This window comes from Candidatus Eisenbacteria bacterium (assembly GCA_020847735.1).
Classification (GTDB): Bacteria; Eisenbacteria; RBG-16-71-46; order RBG-16-71-46; family RBG-16-71-46; genus CAIXRL01.
In genome coordinates this window covers 34395-52238 of record JADLBL010000015.1, presented here as the reverse complement: position 1 = coordinate 52238, position 17844 = coordinate 34395, and the positions used below count along the sequence as shown (strand labels likewise).

16 protein-coding genes and 1 pseudogene are annotated in these 17844 nt (G+C 72.5%); all 17 read left to right on the top strand.

The annotated features are described in order from the left end of the window. Positions 1–3 precede the first annotated feature (3 nt). The 17 genes and pseudogenes from IT347_06570 (at position 4) to IT347_06490 (ending at position 17710) form a co-directional block, all read left to right on the top strand. Entirely contained in the window at positions 4–1323 is a 1320-nt protein-coding gene (locus tag IT347_06570) for a histidine--tRNA ligase (protein MCC6349240.1), read from the top strand. Next, positions 1320–3134, top strand: coding sequence for an aspartate--tRNA ligase (gene aspS, locus IT347_06565; GenBank protein MCC6349239.1), 1815 nt, complete (start codon positions 1320–1322; stop codon positions 3132–3134). The genes IT347_06570 and aspS overlap by 4 nt, the downstream gene beginning before the upstream one ends. Before the next feature lie 177 nt (positions 3135–3311). Further along, a complete protein-coding gene (locus tag IT347_06560) occupies positions 3312–3455 on the top strand; it encodes a hypothetical protein (GenBank protein MCC6349238.1) in 144 nt (47 codons plus the stop codon). A 62-nt stretch (positions 3456–3517) separates the two neighbouring features. Further along, positions 3518–4069 carry a DinB family protein gene (locus IT347_06555; GenBank protein ID MCC6349237.1) on the top strand — a complete coding sequence of 184 codons (552 nt, stop codon included), beginning with the start codon at positions 3518–3520 and terminating at the stop codon, positions 4067–4069. After that, the gene (locus tag IT347_06550) at positions 4066–5163 is read left to right on the top strand and encodes a glucose 1-dehydrogenase (protein ID MCC6349236.1); all 1098 of its coding nucleotides are present in this window, start codon (positions 4066–4068) and stop codon (positions 5161–5163) included. The genes IT347_06555 and IT347_06550 overlap by 4 nt, the downstream gene beginning before the upstream one ends. A 97-nt stretch (positions 5164–5260) precedes the next feature. Then, entirely contained in the window at positions 5261–7999 is a 2739-nt protein-coding gene (locus IT347_06545) for a glucosidase (protein ID MCC6349235.1), read from the top strand. A gap of 150 nt (positions 8000–8149) precedes the next feature. Next, positions 8150–8764: a hypothetical protein gene (locus IT347_06540; protein ID MCC6349234.1), complete on the top strand. Its 615-nt coding sequence runs from the start codon at positions 8150–8152 to the stop codon at positions 8762–8764. Next, positions 8721–9128: a transcriptional regulator gene (locus IT347_06535; GenBank protein MCC6349233.1), complete on the top strand. Its 408-nt coding sequence runs from the start codon at positions 8721–8723 to the stop codon at positions 9126–9128. Before IT347_06540 ends, IT347_06535 begins: the two co-directional genes overlap by 44 nt. A gap of 531 nt (positions 9129–9659) precedes the next feature. Next, positions 9660–10218, top strand: a pseudogene (locus IT347_06530) (RNA polymerase sigma factor). Positions 10219–10235: 17 nt separating this feature from the next. Further along, the gene (locus tag IT347_06525) at positions 10236–10922 is read left to right on the top strand and encodes a zf-HC2 domain-containing protein (GenBank protein ID MCC6349232.1); all 687 of its coding nucleotides are present in this window, start codon (positions 10236–10238) and stop codon (positions 10920–10922) included. A 4-nt stretch (positions 10923–10926) separates the two neighbouring features. After that, positions 10927–12216, top strand: coding sequence for a hypothetical protein (locus IT347_06520; GenBank protein MCC6349231.1), 1290 nt, complete (start codon positions 10927–10929; stop codon positions 12214–12216). Next, a complete protein-coding gene (locus tag IT347_06515; GenBank protein MCC6349230.1) occupies positions 12216–13037 on the top strand; it encodes a hypothetical protein in 822 nt (273 codons plus the stop codon). Before IT347_06520 ends, IT347_06515 begins: the two co-directional genes overlap by 1 nt. A gap of 233 nt (positions 13038–13270) precedes the next feature. Further along, complete coding sequence (locus IT347_06510) at positions 13271–13603, top strand: hypothetical protein (protein ID MCC6349229.1); 333 nt, start codon at positions 13271–13273, stop codon at positions 13601–13603. 37 nt (positions 13604–13640) lie between these two features. Beyond that, positions 13641–14459 carry a methyltransferase domain-containing protein gene (locus tag IT347_06505; protein MCC6349228.1) on the top strand — a complete coding sequence of 273 codons (819 nt, stop codon included), beginning with the start codon at positions 13641–13643 and terminating at the stop codon, positions 14457–14459. A gap of 83 nt (positions 14460–14542) precedes the next feature. Then, on the top strand, positions 14543–15052 hold the full coding sequence (locus tag IT347_06500) for a DinB family protein (GenBank protein ID MCC6349227.1): 510 nt from the start codon (positions 14543–14545) through the stop codon (positions 15050–15052). Between the two features lie 78 nt (positions 15053–15130). Continuing rightward, complete coding sequence (locus IT347_06495) at positions 15131–16738, top strand: methylcrotonoyl-CoA carboxylase (protein ID MCC6349226.1); 1608 nt, start codon at positions 15131–15133, stop codon at positions 16736–16738. Positions 16739–16834: 96 nt separating this feature from the next. Next, a complete protein-coding gene (locus tag IT347_06490; protein ID MCC6349225.1) occupies positions 16835–17710 on the top strand; it encodes an EamA family transporter in 876 nt (291 codons plus the stop codon). Positions 17711–17844: the final 134 nt, after the last annotated feature.

Sequence of the window (17844 nt, the reverse complement as noted above, 5' to 3'; positions counted from 1 at the left end):
CCCGTGGCGCCGCGTCATCAGGCTCCCCGCGGCACGCGCGACCTGCTGCCCGACGAGACGCGCCTGTGGCGCCGGGCCGAGTCCCTCGCGCGCGGCGTGCTCGAGCGCTACGGCTACGGCGAACTGCGCACCCCCGTCTTCGAGGACTACGAGCTGTTCGCCCGCACGTCCGGCGAGTCGAGCGACGTCGTCCAGAAGGAGATGTACCGCTTCAAGGACCTCGGCGAGCGCGAGCTCGCGCTGCGCCCCGAGTTCACCGCCGGCGTGCTGCGGGCCTACCTCGAGCACGGCCTCGGCGGCCGCGCCCGCGTGCACCGGCTGTGGAGCATGGGCCCGGTGTTCCGCTACGGGCGTCCGCAGAAGGGCCGCTGGCGGCAGTTCTCGCAGCTCAACTGCGAGCTGGTCGGATCGCCCGCGCCGGGCGCGGACGTCGAGATGATCGCGCTGTTCGTGGACCTGTACGAAGCGTGGGGCTTTCGCGACCTGACGGTGCTCGTGAACAGCGTCGGCCAGCCGGCCACGCGCCGCGCCTACGGCGAACGCCTGCGGACGTGGCTCGCGCCGGTGCGCGCGAGGCTTTCCGCCGACTCGCAGGCGCGGCTCGAGGTGAACCCGCTGCGGGTGCTGGACACCAAGGACGAGGGCGACCTCGCCCTGCTGCGCGGCGAGGGCTGGCCCGGAGGCGCGCCGGGCCCGCTGCCGCGGCTGCTCGACGCTCTCGATGCGGAGGACCGCGAGCACTGGGACGCGGTGCTGGCCGGGCTCGACGCCGCGGGCATCCGTCACGAGGTGGACCACGGCCTCGTGCGCGGCCTGGACTACTACACGCGCACGGCCTTCGAGGTTCACGATCGCTCGCTCGGCGCGCAGAGCGCGCTCGGCGGCGGCGGGCGTTACGACGGCCTCGTCGAGATGCTGGGCGGCCCGCCGACGCCGGGGGTCGGCTTCGCGATCGGGCTCGACCGCGCGCTGCTCGTGATCGCCGGGCGCGACGCGCCGCCCGCCACGGAAGAGCGCGTGTGCCTCGTGGCGATGGACGGCACGCGCGCCGCGGCGACCGCGCTCGCCCGCGAGCTTCGACGCGAGTTCGCGGTCGAGCACGACGTCGAGGCGCGCGGCTTCGGCGCGCAGATGAAGTCCGCCGGCAGGTCCGGCGCGCGCTTCCTCGTGCTGCTCGGCGAGGAGGAATGGGCGCGCGGCGAGGTGGTGCTCAAGGACTCGCAGGACGGCACGCAGGAATCGCTCGTACGTGACGCGCTCGCCGGCGCGCTGCGCGCGAAGCTTCGGAAGACGGCGCAGCCGTCGGGGGACGAACACAGGTGACGACCACGCTGGAAGGGCTCGGGGACTGGCGCCGCTCGCACACGTGCGGCGGACTGACCCTGGCGGACGTCGGCCGCCAGGCCACGCTGATGGGCTGGGTGCACCGCTCGCGCGATCACGGCGGCGTGCTCTTCATTGACCTGCGCGACCGCTTCGGGCTCACGCAGGTGGTCTTCCGCCCCGAGACCGGCGGCAAGGCGCTGCTCGACCGCGCCTCGCACCTCGGCAACGAGTTCGTGATCGCCGTCCGCGGCCAGGTCCACGCCCGGCCGGCGGACGCGGTCAACCCCGAGATGGCGACCGGCGGGATCGAAGTGGACATCCGCGAGCTGAAGCTGCTGTCCGAATGCGAGCCGCTGCCGTTTCAGGTGAACGAGGAACGCATGCTCGCGAGCGAGGACCTGCGGCTCAAGTACCGCTACCTCGACCTGCGCCGTCCCGAGCTGTCGCGCATGATGGCGCTGCGCCACCACGCCGCGATGACCGCGCGCGCGCACCTCGCGGGCCGGGACTTCCTCGAGATCGAGACCCCGCTGCTCGTCCGGCCGACCCCCGAAGGGGCGCGCGACTACGTCGTGCCCAGCCGCGTCCACCACGGAAACTTCTACGCGCTGCCGCAGAGTCCGCAGCTCTACAAACAGACGCTGATGATTTCCGGGATGGATCGCTACTTCCAGCTCGCGCGCTGCCTGCGCGACGAGGACCTGCGCGCCGATCGGCAGCCCGAGCACACCCAGATCGACGTCGAGATGAGCTTCGCGACCGAGGACGACGTGTTCGACGTCGTCGAGGGACTGTTCGCGGCGCTGTGGAAGGAATGCCTGGGCGTCGAGGTCCCGACGCCGTTCCCGCGCATCACCTACGACGAGGCGATGCGCCGCTTCGGCTCCGACAAACCCGACGCGCGTTTCGGACTCGAGTTCACCGACGTCACCGCGCTGTGCGCCCGGTCGCCCCGCAACGTGGTCGCCAGCGGCGCGCAGGCGCCCGGCGGCATCGGCGTCGCGATGACCCTTCCCGGCGGCGCCGGGATCTCGGGAACGCAGCTGCGCAAGTACGAGGACGTGGTGAAGTCCGCGGGCGCGGGTGGGCTGACCTTCTTCAAGGTGCAGGCCGCCGACCGCGAGAAGCAGCAGGTGATCTTCCCGGGCGCGCTGCTCGACGAGTTCCTCGCCGCCTGCGGCGCGAAGGACGGCGACGCGGTCGTGTTCACGAACGGCCCGTGGGAGCGGACGTGCAAGGCGCTCGGGGTGCTTCGCAGCCAGCTCGGCTCCGCCGACCTCGAGCGGCGCGGCCTCGCGGGCGCGACCGGCACGGCCCAGGAATGGCGGTTCCTGTGGGTGCGACAGTTCCCGCTCTTCGAGTTCAACGAGGACGCGAAGCGCTGGGAGCCCAAGCACCACATGTTCACCATGCCGAACCCGGAGCACCTCGACCATCTCGAGACCGATCCGGGCAGGGTCCACGCGCAGCTCTACGACCTGGTGCTCAACGGCAACGAACTCGGCTCGGGTTCGGTGCGCATCCACCGCCCCGACATCCAGGAGCGCGTGATGAAGGTGGTCGGGCTGACGCGCGAGCAGGCGTACGAGAAGTTCGGCTTCCTGCTCGACGCCTACCGCTACGCCTCGCCGCCGCACGCCGGCATCGGCATCGGTCTCGACCGCGTCATCATGCTGATGGGCGGACGCGATTCGATTCGCGACACCATCGCGTTCCCCAAGACCGCCTCGGCGACGTCGCTCATGGACGGCTCGCCGGGCCCGATCGAGGCGGAGGCGTTGCGCGAGCTGGGGTTGAAGCCGCAGTAGCGACCCGCCCGGGCACGGCGCAGGATCATCGCGTCGGCGTTCTCCACACGCGCGAAGCCCTCGGCGTCCCTATCAGCCCTCCGCTATCCTTGCGCACGTCGCACGGGCCGGAATGCCGCCGGTGCGACGTTCGTGCCTGCCGGATCGGCTGCGCACTTGCCCGGGAGACCCGCATCCGTGATCAAGTTCATGTCGTGCATTGACGGCTCCTCGTTCGCCGGGATGCCCGAGGGCGCTGAGGAGGACTTCGTGGTCCGGGCCGATCCGCCCGACGGTAAGGCTCCGCCGGCCCGCGACGTGTGGCGAAGGGTGGCCGCGTGAGCGCGGGGCCCGCGGGCGGACGAGGCACGGTCGGAAGTCCGGGTCCGGCCGAATCGGCCACCGTGTCCGCCGGCCTCGTCAGCCCGTCCGCCGCGCGCGAGATCCTGGCGCGCACGCCGGCGCTGCTCGACGGCTGGCTGCGCGGGCTTTCGGAACCGTGGCTCGCGGCCCGCGAGGGTGAAGGCACATATTCGCCCCGCGACGTCGTCGCGCACCTGCTCGACAACGAGGAGGTGGACTGGCTGCCCCGGCTGCGAATCCTCCTCGAACACGGCGAGGCCCGCCCGTTCACGCCGTTCGAGCGCGACGGGTTCCGCGGTCGATTCGCGGATCGCACGGTCGGCGAACTGCTCGACGGTTTCGCCGCGCGCCGCGCCGAGAGCCTCGTCGCGCTCGAATCGCTCGGACTGCGCGGCGCCGATCTCGACCGCACCGGCACGCACCCGGCGCTGGGCCGGGTGAGCGCGCGACAATTGCTGGCCGCATGGGTGGTGCACGACCTCACGCACGTCGCGCAGGTGGCGCGCGTGATGGCGAAGCGGTACCGCGAAGCCGTCGGCCCGTGGCGGGAGTATCTCGGTGTGCTCGCGGACCGCGAAGGAGGCAGAACGTGAAAGCCGTCACCGTCGTTCCCGCCCAACGCGTCGTCGAGGTGCGCGAGCGGCCCGAGCCGAAGCCGCAGTCGCCGACGGAGGTCGTCCTGAAGATGATCCGGGCGGGCGTCTGCGGCACGGATCGCGAGATCTGCCGGTTCGAATACGGCACGCCGCCGCCGGGCAGCGACGAGCTCGTGCTCGGCCACGAGTCGCTGGCCGAGGTGACCGTGGCCGGTCCGGCGGCGGACGGCTGGCGCGCCGGCGACCTCGCCGTGCTCATCGTGCGCCGGCCATGCGAAGACCCGGCGTGCGACGCCTGCCGGGCGGGCCGGCAGGACTTCTGCGTGACCGGCAAGTACGTCGAGCGCGGCATCAAGGGCGCGGACGGCTTCATGGCCGGGACCGTCGTGGACGACGCACGCTGGCTGGTCCGCGTGCCGAAGGAGCTGCGCGACGTCGGCGTGCTCGTCGAGCCGCTCACCATCGCCGAGAAGGCCCTGCTCGAGGTGAACGCCATGCTCGACCGGATGCCGTGGCGGCGAGAGAGCGTCGAGGGACTGTCGGCCGTCGTGCTCGGCGCCGGCCCGGTCGGTCTGCTCGGCGCGATGGCGCTGCGCACGGCCGGCTGCCGCGTGACGATGGTTTCGCGCGAACCGGCGGCGGACGCGCGCGGCTCGCTGCTCGAGCAGATCGGCGGCCGCTACGTGTCCACCGAGAACGAGCCGCTCGGCTCGATCCTGCCGCGGCTCGGCCGCACCGACGTCGTCTACGAGGCGACCGGCGCCGCGCCGCCGGCGTTCGAGGCGCTGCAGGCGCTGAGCCCCAACGGCCTGTTCATCTTCACCGGCGTGCCGGGACAGCACGGCAAGCCGAACGTGGACGGTGGCGCGCTCATGCGCGGTCTGGTGCTCGGCAATCAGGTGGCGCTCGGCACGGTCAACGCCGGCCGGGACGCCTACGAAGCGGCGGTCACGGACCTCGGGCGCTTCATGCAGCGCTGGCCCGCCGCGGTGCGCGCGCTGATCACCAACCACGTTCCGCTCGCCGACGCGCCCCGCGCGCTGACCTCGCCGCCGCAGGGCATCAAGACCGTCGTCGAGATCGCCGGGTGATGGCACGTTTCGCCGTCCGTCCCGCCGGGGTGCGGCGCCGCGCCGCACGTGGCGCGTTTGACAGCCGCCGCCGGCGGGGCGGACCGTCGCGGACGCGATGAGCGACCCGAACCCGCCCGCCGATCCCGAATCGCGGCGACTCGCCGAGGACGCGGTCCGCGCCGCGAACTGGCGGCGCTGGGGCGCCTACCTGTCGGAGCGCCAGTGGGGCACCGTTCGCGAGGACTACTCGGCGGACGGCACGAGCTGGTCCTACCTGCCGCACGACCACGCGCGCAGCCGCGCCTACCGCTGGGGCGAGGACGGCCTGCTCGGGCTGACCGACCGCGAAGGGCGGCTGTGCTTCGCGCTCGCGCTGTGGAACGGTCGCGACCCGATCCTCAAGGAGCGGCTGTTCGGGCTCTCGGGCGAGGAGGGCAACCACGGCGAGGACGTGAAGGAGGAATACTTCTACCTCGACGCCACGCCGACGCACTCGTACCTGCGCGGCCTGTACCGCTACCCGCAGGCCGAGTTCCCGTACACGCGGCTGGTGGAGGAGAACCGCCGCCGCGGCAAGGCCGCCCCCGAGTACGAACTCGCCGACACGGGCGTGCTCGACGGCGGCCGCTTCTTCGACGTCACGGTCGAGTACGCCAAGGCCGCGCCGGACGACATTCTCGTGCGCGTCACGGTCGCGAACCGCGGTCCCGAGCCCGCGTCGCTGCACGTTCTGCCGCAGCTGTGGTTCCGCAACGTCTGGAGCTGGGGGCGCACCGGAGAGGCGTATCCCGCGCGGCCCTCGCTGTCGGCGGAGCCGGGCGGCGCGGTGCTCGCCGAGCACGCGACCCTCGGCCGCTTCCGGCTCGAGTGCGACTCCGCGGGCGGCGCGGCGCCGGAGCTGCTTTTCACCGAGAACGAAACCAACGACGCGCGGCTGTTCGGCGCGCCCAACCCGCAGCGGTGGGTGAAGGATGCCTTCCACTCCTACGTCGTGAACGCGGACGCGGCCGCCGTCAACCCCGCCCGCCGCGGAACGAAGGCGGGAGTGCTCCATCGCCTGACGCTCGCCCCCGGCGCCGAGTCGGTGGTCCGCCTGCGCCTGCGCGCCGAGGCGCTGGCCGGACCCGCCGCGTTCGGCCCCGCCTTCGAGGCGACGATCGCCGAGCGGCGCCGCGAGTGCGACGCGTTCTGGGCGGCGCGGATTCCCGCGGCGCTCGACGCCGACGAACGGGCGGTCGCGCGCCAGGCGTACGCGGGCCTCATGTGGTCGCGGCAGTTCTATTACTACGTCGTCGCGGAGTGGCTCGACGGTGACCCGGCGCAGCCGCCCTCCCCGCCGGGCCGCCGGATGGGCCGCAACCGCGAATGGCGCCACCTGTACAACCGCGACGTGATCTCGATGCCCGACAAGTGGGAGTACCCGTGGTACGCGGCCTGGGACCTGGCGTTCCACGTCGTCGCGTTCGCGCACGCCGACCCGGCGTTCGCGCGCGAGCAGCTGCTGCTGTTCACGCGCGAGTGGTACATGCACCCGAACGGCCAGCTGCCGGCCTACGAGTGGGCGCTCGGCGACGTGAACCCGCCCGTGCATGCGTGGGCCGCGTGGCGCGTCTACAAGCTGACCGGTCGGCGCGGCGCGCGCGACCGGCTGTTCCTCGAACGCGTGTTCCAGAAGCTGCTCATCAACTTCACCTGGTGGGTGAACCGCAAGGACAACGAGGGCAACAACCTGTTCTCGGGCGGCTTCCTCGGGCTCGACAACGTGGGAGTGTTCGACCGCAGCCGGCCCCTGCCCGGGGGCGGGCATCTCGAACAGGCCGACGGCACCGCGTGGATGGCGTTCTTCTGCGGCACGATGCTGTCCATCGCGCTCGAGCTCGCCAGCGAGGACGCCGCATACGAGGATCTCGCCTCGAAGTTCTTCGAGCACTTCGTCGCCATCGCCGACGCCATGAACCACTTCGGCGGCGCGGGGCTGTGGAACGAGGCGGACGGCTTCTACTACGACAGCCTTCACCTTCACGGCCAGTCGATTCCCATGCGCCTGCGCTCGATGGTCGGGCTGCTGCCGCTCATCGCGGTCGAAGTGCTCGACCAGGAGACCGTGGACCGGCTGCCCGGCTTCCGGCGCCGCATGCAGTGGTTCCTCGACAACCGCCAGGACCTCTCGCGGCACATGTCGTGGTTCGAGAAGCCGGGGGAGAACTGCCGCGGCGGCGCGGGGCGCCGGCTGCTCGCGATTCCCTCGCGCCAGCGTCTCGAGCGGGTGCTGCGCGTGATGCTCGACCCGGCCGAGTTCCTCTCGCCGCACGGGCTGCGCTCCCTGTCGCGTGTGTATGACGCGCAGCCGTACGAGTTCCGCAACGACGGCGACGTCCATCGCGTGAGCTACGCGCCGGCCGAGAGCGACACCGTGCTGTTCGGCGGCAACTCGAACTGGCGGGGGCCGGTGTGGTTCCCGGTCAACTATCTGCTGATCGAGGCGCTCGAACGCTACGACCATTTCTACGGCGACGACCTGAAGGTCGAGTTCCCGACCGGTTCCGGGCGGATGTGCTCGCTCGGAGAAGTGTCCCTCGAGCTGGCGAGACGGCTGTCCTCGCTGTTCACGCCGGACGCGGGCGGCCGCCGCCCGTTCCGCGGCGACGCCGATCGCCACGCCGGCGATCCGCTGTGGCGCGACCTGCTGCAGTTCCACGAGTACTTCGACGGCGACACGGGACGCGGACTCGGCGCCAGCCACCAGACCGGATGGACCGCGCTGGTGACGCGCTGCCTCGAGAAGGTCGCGCGCGCGCGCCCCACGCCCCGGGCTCCGGGACGGCGCGAGGGCACGACAGGCCGCCGGACCTGACGCGGCCCGGACGATCGAGCCTCGCCGCGCGAAGGTGAGACGCACGGCCACGGGCGCGGAACGCGAATCGCCGGCCTCGGCCGCACCGCGGCTCGCTTGGCAGCACAAAGTACTTGACGAGGAGTGGGCCGCGCGGCTTCAATTCCGCCCGTGAACCCGGACCGCCCCGAGCACGACGAGCCGCCGCCGCCCATTCCGCTGCCGCTGCGGGCGGCCGACGATCTGCGCTACATCCGCCGCGCGATCGAGCGTGCCGCCGAGTTCACCTCGATCTCGGGCTGGGGGCTGGTGGCCGTCGGCCTGACGGCGCTGGTGGCCGCCGCAATCGCGCCGCGGAGCCTGGCGACGGACCGCTGGCTGATCGTCTGGCTCGGCGAGGCGCTGCTGGCGATCGCGATCACCGTCGGCACCTCGGTGCTCAAGGCGCAGCGGCTCGAAGTGCCGCTCTTCGGCGCGATCGGCAGGCGCTTCATGCTCGCGTTCGCGACGCCGGCGGCCGCCGGCGCCATCGTTTCGGCCGCGCTCATCCTCGCGAAGGCGAACGCGCTGCTGCCCGGCACGTGGCTGCTCCTCTACGGAGCCTCGGTCGCGGGCGGCGGGTCGTTCTCGGTCGGCAGCGTGCCGGCGATGGGGGCCGCGTTCATGGCGCTCGGGGCGGTCGCGATGTTCGCGCCGCCGGCGTGGGCGAACCTGCTGCTCGGCTCCGGCTTCGGCTTGCTGCATGTCGGCTTCGGCGCCTGGATCGCGCGGCGGCACCGTGGCTGACGCGGCGCGGCGCAGGGGCGCGGGACGGCGCGCCGGCGTGGGGCCGGCCGCGACGCCGGCGGCGGCCGCGCACCACGACCTCGACCGCGTCATCCACGAGCGCGTGCGGCTCGCGATCGTGAGCGCGCTGGCCGTGAGCCCCGCGCTCGCGTTCAACGACCTCAAGAAGGCGCTGCGCATCACCGACGGGAACCTCAGCGTGCACGCGCGCCGCCTCGAGGAGGCCGGATACGTCGAATGCCGCAAGTCGTTCGAAGGCCGCGTGCCGCGCACCGAGTTCCGGCTGACCGCCACCGGCCGGCGTGCGCTGCAGCGCTACCTCGACCACATGGAAGCGCTGATCCGCGCGACGCGGGAGCGCTGAGCACGTCATGGCCACGCGCCACCCCCGCTCGAAACGGGCCTTTACCCGGCAAAGCGCCCGGCCGAAGACTTCCGGGAGCTTCGCGGCTCGCGCACCCGGTCGGGCGGGCGGCGGCCGCGACGAAGCCGGCGACCGGCACCACGAGGACTGGAGTTCGAAGCGATGAAGCGCGGGAAGCGTGACCGTCGTGAACGGCGAAGCACCGGCCGCAGCGGGCGCCGTGCCCGCTCCGCCGCCGCCCTTGAGCGCGTGGCCGACCGGGTGGCCGTTGCCGTCCTTGGCGCCGTGGGCCGCCTGGCCCGCCGCCTCGGACCTGCCTGACGACCGACCGCGGCCGGCCCTCCTCCGGCTCGCGGCGGCCCGCCCGGCGCGGGCCTGAATCAAGGCCTCGTCAAGAGTTTCAGCCCTGGGCCGCGCCAGTCGCGCGGCGCGCCGCGCCCGGTTCGCGCCGTCTGGTCGCGTCTCGCGCGATGCTCCAACCTTCGGTCCTCGCCGCCCGTCCAAGCCGTTGAATATGGCGGCGACGGCAACCTGGAATCTGACCCTTCCGACCGTGGAAGCGCCCGCACTGTCCCCGATCCTCGAGACCAGCGACGTGGCACTGGCCGCGCGTGGAGACGCGCGCGCCTTCGCGCGCCTGTACGAGGAGCACAAGGGCCGGGTGTTCGCGCTGGCGCGGCGGATGGCCGGGCACGAGCGGGCGGGCGAGCTGACGCAGGACGTCTTCGTCCGCGTGTGGAGCAAACTCGGAACGTTCCGCGGCGAAGCGAAGTTTTCGACCTGGCTCCACCGGCTGGCCGTGAACCTGATCCTCAGCCGCCGCGCTTCGTGGGCCACCGAGCGGGCGCGGTTCCTCGGTGATGACGACACGCTCGAAGGCCTGGCCGCGCGGCCGTCGGGGCGCGAACTGGGGCTCGACTTCGAGACGGCCATGGACCTGCTGCCCGACGGCGCGCGCACGGTGTTCGTGCTGCACGACGTCGAAGGCTGGAAACACGAGGAGATCGCCCGCTCCCTGGGCGTGACCTCGGGCACGACCAAGGCGCAACTCCATCGCGCGCGCATGCTGCTGCGGCGCGTGCTGGCCTGAAAGGGCGTGATGCGGACATGACGGACCGCTGGACGAACCTGCTCACGGATCATCTCGACGGCGACCTGAGCGCCGCCGAGTCCCGCGCGCTCGAGCAGCACCTCGAATCCTGCGCGGACTGCCGACTCGTTCTCGCGCAACTGCGACAGGTGAAACAGGCGGCCCGCGCGCTCGCGGACCCGCCGGTTCCGGACGATCTCTGGGCGGGGATCGCTTCTCGAATCGGGCCGGCGGGATCCGCGAGCGGGCGGTCCGCGGAGTCCGGACGCGTGACTCGACTCCCGGCGCGCCGGCCCGCGACCGCCTGGACCTGGGCGATGGCGGCGGGCATCGCGCTGCTGCTCGTGTCCGCCGTCACCCTCGTCCACTTCCTGCGCACCCCGGCGGATGGGAGCGCGCCGAGCCTGGCCGCCGCCGACTCGGCCACGGCCGGCCCGGCCCGGCTGGCCACGTTCGACGCCGACGCGGTCGAGGGCGAGATCGCCGATCTGCAGACCGCGCTCGAGAAGGGCCGGGGCAAGCTCGACCCCAAGACCATCGCGGTGCTCGAGAAGAACCTCACGCTCATCCGGCAGGCGACCGAGGACGCCCGGCGCGCGCTCGCGGCCGATCCCGCGAACCAGGACCTGCGGAACTACTTCGCCTCGAACGTCCACCGGAAGCTGGAGCTGATGCGGCGCGCCACCTCACTGGCGGGGGTCTGACGCCATGTTCGAACCGATCCTCGCGCTCGGCCTGCTGGTCACGGCGCCGCAGGCGCCGCCCGTGCCCGTGCCGGTCGTGATCGAACGGCACGTCGGAAGCGTGCTCGTCCGCCGTCTCGCCGACGGCACCGTGTTCGTCTCGCCGGGCTTCTCGTTCGAGTTCGATCCCGGCGCGGACGCCCCCGGATCCCCGCCGCGATGGCTCGAGCTGGTGGCGCCGGCGGGCGCGCGACGGGAGTTCAGCGCCCGCAGCGAAACCCTCCTCACCGTGCCCAGGGGCGTGGCGCTCGAGCTTTACAACATGGCCGGCAACATTCGCGTCGAGGGCTGGGACAAGGACGTGGTGCGCGTCGTCGCCCAGCACGACCGGAGCGACCGTTTCAACATCCAGCTCGAGTTGCAGCGCCGGCGCGACGAGGCGGCCCGGAACCGCGCCGAGGCCGCGCGCAGGCGCGCCGCGGAATTGGCCCGGCGCTCCGGCGGGGAGGTCGCCGGCACGCCACCGCCAGCCGGCCTGGCGGGCGGCACGCTGCAGATCGAGACGCTCGACCGCAGGGGGATCCCGGCGGCCGCCGACTACACGATCACCGTGCCGCAGTGGATGGTGCTGAGACTTTCGGGCATGGAATCCGACATCTCGGTCGAGGGTGTCCGGGCGGCGATCGAAGCCGAGTCCGTTCGCGGCAGCGTCGAGGTGCGCGGCGCCCGCGGGCCGCTCCAGCTTTCGTCCGTCGAGGGCGCCGTGCGCGCGTTCGACTGCGACGGCGGGCTGGAGGCCTCCTCGATCAACGACGAGATTGAGCTTGCCGACGTGAGCGGCGCCCTCGTCGTCGAGAGCGTCAACGGCGACATCCGCATCGCCCGCGCGAAGTCGCGCAACGTCGAGGCCAGCACGGTGAACGGCTCCGTCATCTTCCGCGGCGCCTTCGAGCCGCGCGGCCGCTACCGGCTCGCCAGCCACGCCGGCAACCTGGTCGTGGGCGTTCCCGTAGGTGCGGGCGTCGACGTTTCCGTGGCGACCTTCGAAGGCGGCTTCAGCAGCGCCTTCCCGCTCGAAATCGGACCGTGGCGCAAGGGCCAGAAGTTCAACTTCGTGCTCGGCGACGGCGGTTCGTCCCTCGAGCTCGAGTCCTTTCTGGGCGAGATCCAGCTGCTGCGCCCGGCCGAGGTCCCCGCGGCGACGGCGGCGCCACGCGCTCCGCGGGGCCCGGGTGCCCCGCATGCGCCGAAAGCCGGCAGGACCCACAGGGCGCCCGCGCCCCCGAGCGCGCCCGAACCGGAGGAGGATCGTTGATGTTCACGACGTTCGGGCGCTCGCGTTCCCTGAAGCTGTTCGCCGCCATCGGCGCGACCCTCATCGGCCTGGTCGTCGGGCGGGACGGCTGGGCCGGAGGCGACAGCGGCCGCCGGCACGAGACGTGGAACTGGAGCGGGACGATCGCCGCCGGACGTACGCTCGAGATCAACGGCGTCAACGGCGACATTTCGGCCGTGCCCGCCGGCGGCGACCGCATCGAAGTCGTCGCCGACAAGAGTGGCAGGCGCAGCGACCCCGCGACCGTGAAGATCGAGGTCGTCCAGGACTCCGACGGCATCACGATCTGCGCCGTCTACCCGGGTCAGGGCAGCGCGTGCACGGGCGGGCGGAGCCGCTCGTGGAACGGTCACAACGACGTCACGGTGGATTTCCAGGTCCGGGTGCCGGCAGGCGTCCGGTTCTCGGCCAACACGGTCAACGGAGGCGTGTCCGCGCGCGCCCTGAGCGGACCGGTCCGTGCGCACACGGTGAACGGCGGCTGCGACATCGAGACGTCGCGCGGCGGCGAGGCCGCGACGGTGAACGGCAGCATCCGGGCCACGCTCGGCCGGGTCGCCGCGGACGACCGGCTCGACTTCTCGAGCGTCAACGGCAGCATCACGCTCCGGCTGCCCGAGACCTTCGACGCCGATCTCACCGGCAGCACGGTGAACGGCTCGATCGAGACCGACTTCCCGGTCACGGTCTCCGGCCGGTGGGGGCCGCGCAACCTGCACGGCACGGTCGGGCACGGCGGCGCGAAGCTCAGCGCGAGCACGGTCAACGGCTCGATCCGGCTGAAGAAGCGCCTGGACTGACGATTCCCGCGGGCCGCCGGGGGATGGTAGGCTTTCGGCCCATGAACCCCTTGCTCCGCACGCGCCGGACGAAGCACGCGAGGACCCGGTCGGGGCGCCCCGCCGTCTGTTGCGGCCTCGCCCTGGCACTCGCGTTTGCCGGGCCGCACGCGGCATTTGCCGCGGGCGCCTCTCTCACGCCGCCCTCCTCCCGCTTCACCTGAGCGCCCTACGCGGTCCCGTCGGGACCGGTCGTGGACTCGGAGTTCGCGCTCTTTCACCTGCAGCGCGCGCTCTGGGATCCGGTGGACCCGACGCAGCTCGGCTCGCTGTCGCCGGACCTGCAGTCCCGCGTCAACGGCGAGGTCTACCGGTTCGCCAACGAACGCGACCTGCGGCGCTTCCTGCGCGCGCCGCACCTGTGGTGCGGCGTCGTCCGGGACCCCGTGAGCGGCCGGCGCTTCCTGCCCTCGTCCCTCACGCCGAGCGCCTGGTGGATCGGCGGTCCCTACTTCTTCGAGTCCGAGGCGAACAAGTCCGCCTTCGTGGACGATCCGAGGAAGTACGAGGTCGTGCGCGTCCTCTGATGCGCCCGGGCGGGCTCGACGCAGCGGCGTGACCCGCATGTCGAACGATTACGTCCACGGCACGCACCCCGGGGAACAGCGGCGCCTCGCCGACCTGAACGCGCTCGTCAACCGCGCTTCGCTCGCGGCGCTCGCGCCGGGCGCGGGCGAGACGTTCCTCGACGTCGGCAGCGGGCTGGGTCAGTTCGCGCGCGACGTGGCGCGCGTCACGAGGGCGCGAACGCTCGGCATCGAGCGCAGCGAGGAGCAGCTCGCGCGCGCGCGGGCGCTCGCCCGCGAGGCGGGCGAGGACCCGCTCGTGGAGTTCCGCCAGGGCGACGCGCTCGCCCTGCCGCTCGGCGAGGGCGAAATCGGCGGCTTCGACTGCGCGCATGCCCGCTTCGTGCTCGAGCACCTGCGCGACCCCGGCGCGGCGGTCGCCGGCATGGCGCGCGCGGTGCGGCCGGGCGGACGCGTCGTCCTGGAGGACGACGACCACGAGCAGCTGCGGCTGTGGCCCGAGCCGCCGTGCGTGTCGGCGGTCTGGCGCGCGTACGTGCGCACCTACGACCGGCTCGGCCACGATCCCATCGTCGGCCGGCGGCTCGTGCAACTGCTCTCGAGCGCCGGGCTCGAGCCGCGACGGATCGAACTGCTGCCGTTCGGCGCCTGCTCGGGCCAGCCGTCGTTCATCCCCTTCGTCTCCAATCTCGCGGACATCTTCCGCGGCGCGCGCGAGACGATCCTCGAGACCGGCGGCGTGTCGGCGGGGGAGTTCGATGCCGCGCTCGCGGGGCTCGAGTCGTTCGCCCGCCGCGCGGACGCGGCGTTCTGGTACACGATCTGCTGGGCCGAAGGGACGCGGCCGCCCGCGTAGCCGCGCATCCCCCGCCGACCCCCGCGGCGTATACTGCCGGCCTTCATCCACGCCCTGCGTCACCCACCGGAAGGGAGCCGTCCATGACCACCCACGAACTGCAATCGTTCCTCGCCACCTGGGACCACGAGGCCGGCAGCACCGTGCGTGTCCTGCGTTCGCTCCCGGCCGGGAAGTACGACTTCCGCGCCTACCCCGAGGGCCGCACGCTCGCCGAGCAGGCCTGGCACCTGGCGGGCATTGACGCCGTGATGGCGCACTCCGTGGCCACCGGCAAGCTGGACTTCACGGTCAAGCTCCCGGGGCTCGAGCAGCCCCGCACCGTGGCCGAGCTGGCGGGCGGCTACGAGCGCGTGCATGCCGCGAGCCGCGCGCAGGTCGCCGCTCTCGGTCCCGCCGAGCTCGAACGCAAACTCGCCTCGCCGATGGGAACGACGGTCAGCGTGTCGGAGGTCCTGTGGGGCTGGCTGCTGCACCACGCCATTCACCACCGCGGACAACTCACCCTGATGTGCCGCCTCGCCGGCGGAACGCCGCCGGGCATTTACGGACCGACGCGCGAGGAGATGGCCGCGAGGCAGGCGAAAGGCTGAGGCCTCGCTTCGCGGGGCAGCCACCCGGCGGGCGTCCGGCTGGCGGTCGGTGAACGGTCTGGGCTACGTTCCGTTCCGATGGAACGCATCGAGTCGCACCTCGACCCGTCGAGCGCCGAGTTCCAGTCCAACGCGGCGCACCACCGCGCCCTCGCCGGCGAACTGCGCGCGCGCCTCGCGTCCGTGCGCGCCGGCGGCGGGGCGGATGCGCTCGCGCGCCACCGCTCGCGCGGCAAGCTGTTCGTGCGCGACCGCGTCGAGCGGTTGCTCGATCCGGGAACGCCGTTCCTCGAGCTCTCGGCGCTGGCCGCGAACGGGCTCTACGGCGACGAGGCGCCGGCCGCCGGCATCGTGACCGGCGTCGGCGTCGTGCACGGGCGGCAGGTGATGGTGGTCGCCAACGACGCGACCGTGAAGGGCGGCAGCTACCTGCCGATGACGGTCAAGAAGCACGTGCGCGCGCAGGAGATCGCCTACGAGAACCGCCTGCCGTGCGTCTACCTCGTGGACTCGGGCGGGGCGTTCCTGCCGCTGCAGGCCGAAGTCTTCCCCGATCGGGACCACTTCGGGCGCATCTTCCACAACCAGGCGCGCATGTCGGCGGCCGGCATCCCGCAGATCGCCGCCGTGATGGGTTCGTGCACCGCGGGCGGCGCGTACGTGCCGGCGATGTCCGACGAGGCCGTCATCGTGCGGAACCAGGGCACCATCTTCCTCGCCGGCCCGCCGCTCGTGAAGGCGGCGACGGGCGAGGAGGTCACCGCCGAGGAGCTGGGCGGTGGCGACGTGCACACGCGCATCTCCGGGGTCGCCGATCACCTCGCCGAGGACGACTCGGACGCGCTCGAGCAGGTGCGCCAGGCCATCGGCCACCTCGGGGCGGGCCGGCGCGCCGACCTCGACCTGCGCGAGCCCGAAGCGCCGGCCTACGATCCGGCCGAACTGTACGGCGTGCTGCCGAAGGACCTGCGCACTTCGTACGACGTGCGCGAGGTCATCGCACGCCTCGTGGACGGCTCGCGGCTGCACGAGTTCAAGGCGCGCTACGGCACGACGCTCGTCACCGGCTTCGCGCACCTGCACGGCATGCCGGTCGCGATCCTCGCCAACCAGGGCATCCTGTTCAGCGAATCGGCGCTCAAGGCGACGCATTTCATCGAGCTGGCCTCGCAGCGCGGCGTGCCGCTGCTGTTCCTGCAGAACATCACCGGCTTCATGGTCGGCCGGCAGTACGAGCACGGCGGCATCGCCAAGGACGGCGCCAAGATGGTGCACGCCGTCGCCAACGCTCCCGTGCCGCGCCTGACGCTGATCATCGGCGGCAGCTACGGCGCCGGAAACTACGGCATGTGCGGCCGCGCCTTCCAGCCACGCTACCTGTTCATGTGGCCGAACAGCCGCATCAGCGTCATGGGCGGAGAGCAGGCCGCGAGCGTGCTGGCGCAGGTCCGGCAGCACGCCCTCGAGGCGCGTGGCGGGCGGATGAGCGAGGCCGAGCTGCAGGCGTTCAAGCAGCCGACGCTCGACAAGTACGAGGAGGAGGGCAGTCCCTACTACTCGACGGCGCGGCTGTGGGACGACGGCGTGATCGATCCCGCCGAGACGCGAAACGTGCTCGCGCTGGCGCTCTCGAGCTGCCTGAACGCCCCCATCCCGGAGATGCGCTTCGGCGTCTTTCGAATGTAGGCGGCCACGCCGCGATCGGGTCGCGGCGCCGCGCTCCACGCGCGGATGGAACTTCCGGCAGGCGGTTCGGGAACGTGTCCGGCCGGGGTTCGCGGTATGACTCTCGCGACGCTCGCGCTCGTCCTCGCTTCGGCGCTCGTCCACGCGACCTGGAACCTGTGGGCCAAGCAGCTCGGACCCTCGGCGAGGAGCGGCCCGCTCATGTGGCTGCTGGTCGTGATCTCGGCGGTCGCGTACGCGCCGCCGGCGCTCCTCGCGGTGCTGCACGGCGGATGGCGGCCCGATCCGGCGGCGCTCGCGCTCATCCTGGGCAGCGGGGTCATCCATGTCGGCTACTTCGTGCTGCTGCTGCGCGGCTACCGCGCCGCCGACTTCTCGCTCGTCTACCCGGTCGCGCGCGGCACCGGGCCCCTGCTCGCCGCCAGCGCGGCGATCGTGGTCTTCGCCGAAAAGCCCACGGTCTTCTCGGTCGCGGGACTGTTGCTCATCGTGACCGGAATCGTCGTCCTGACGTGGCATCCCGATCCGGGACGGCAGGCGAAGCTCGCGCCCGGGCTGCGCCACGGCCTCTCCATCGGCGCGCTCATCGCCGTGTACACGCTGTGGGACGGCTGGGCGGTCAAGCGCGCCGGGGTCCCGCCGCTCCTTTACTACTGGGCGGGAGAGGTGGTCCGGGTCGCCATCTTCACCCCGGTCGCCCTCGCCGATCGGGCGGGCGTCGCGGCGCTGTGGCGCGAGCAACGCCCGCGCGTCCTCGGCATCGCCCTGCTGAGCCCGCTCAGCTACATCCTGATCCTGCTGGCGATGCGCACCGGCGCGATCAGCCACATCGCACCGGCGCGCGAGATCGCCATCCTGCTCGGGACCTACCTGGGCGGCCGCGTGCTGGGCGAGGGCGATCGTCATCGCCGGCTCGCCGCCGCCGGCGCGTTCGCCGCGGGCGTGATCGCGCTGGCCCTCGCGAGGGGGTAGGGAATCGGGAGGCCCCGCGTGGCGCCCGCTCCCTCGAGCGAAGGCCGGGCGGAGCCTGCTCCCGGCGCCCGGCATGGTCCTTTCGGACCATTGCGAAAAAGTGACCCACTGTTCGAAATTCCAACAGTGATTCG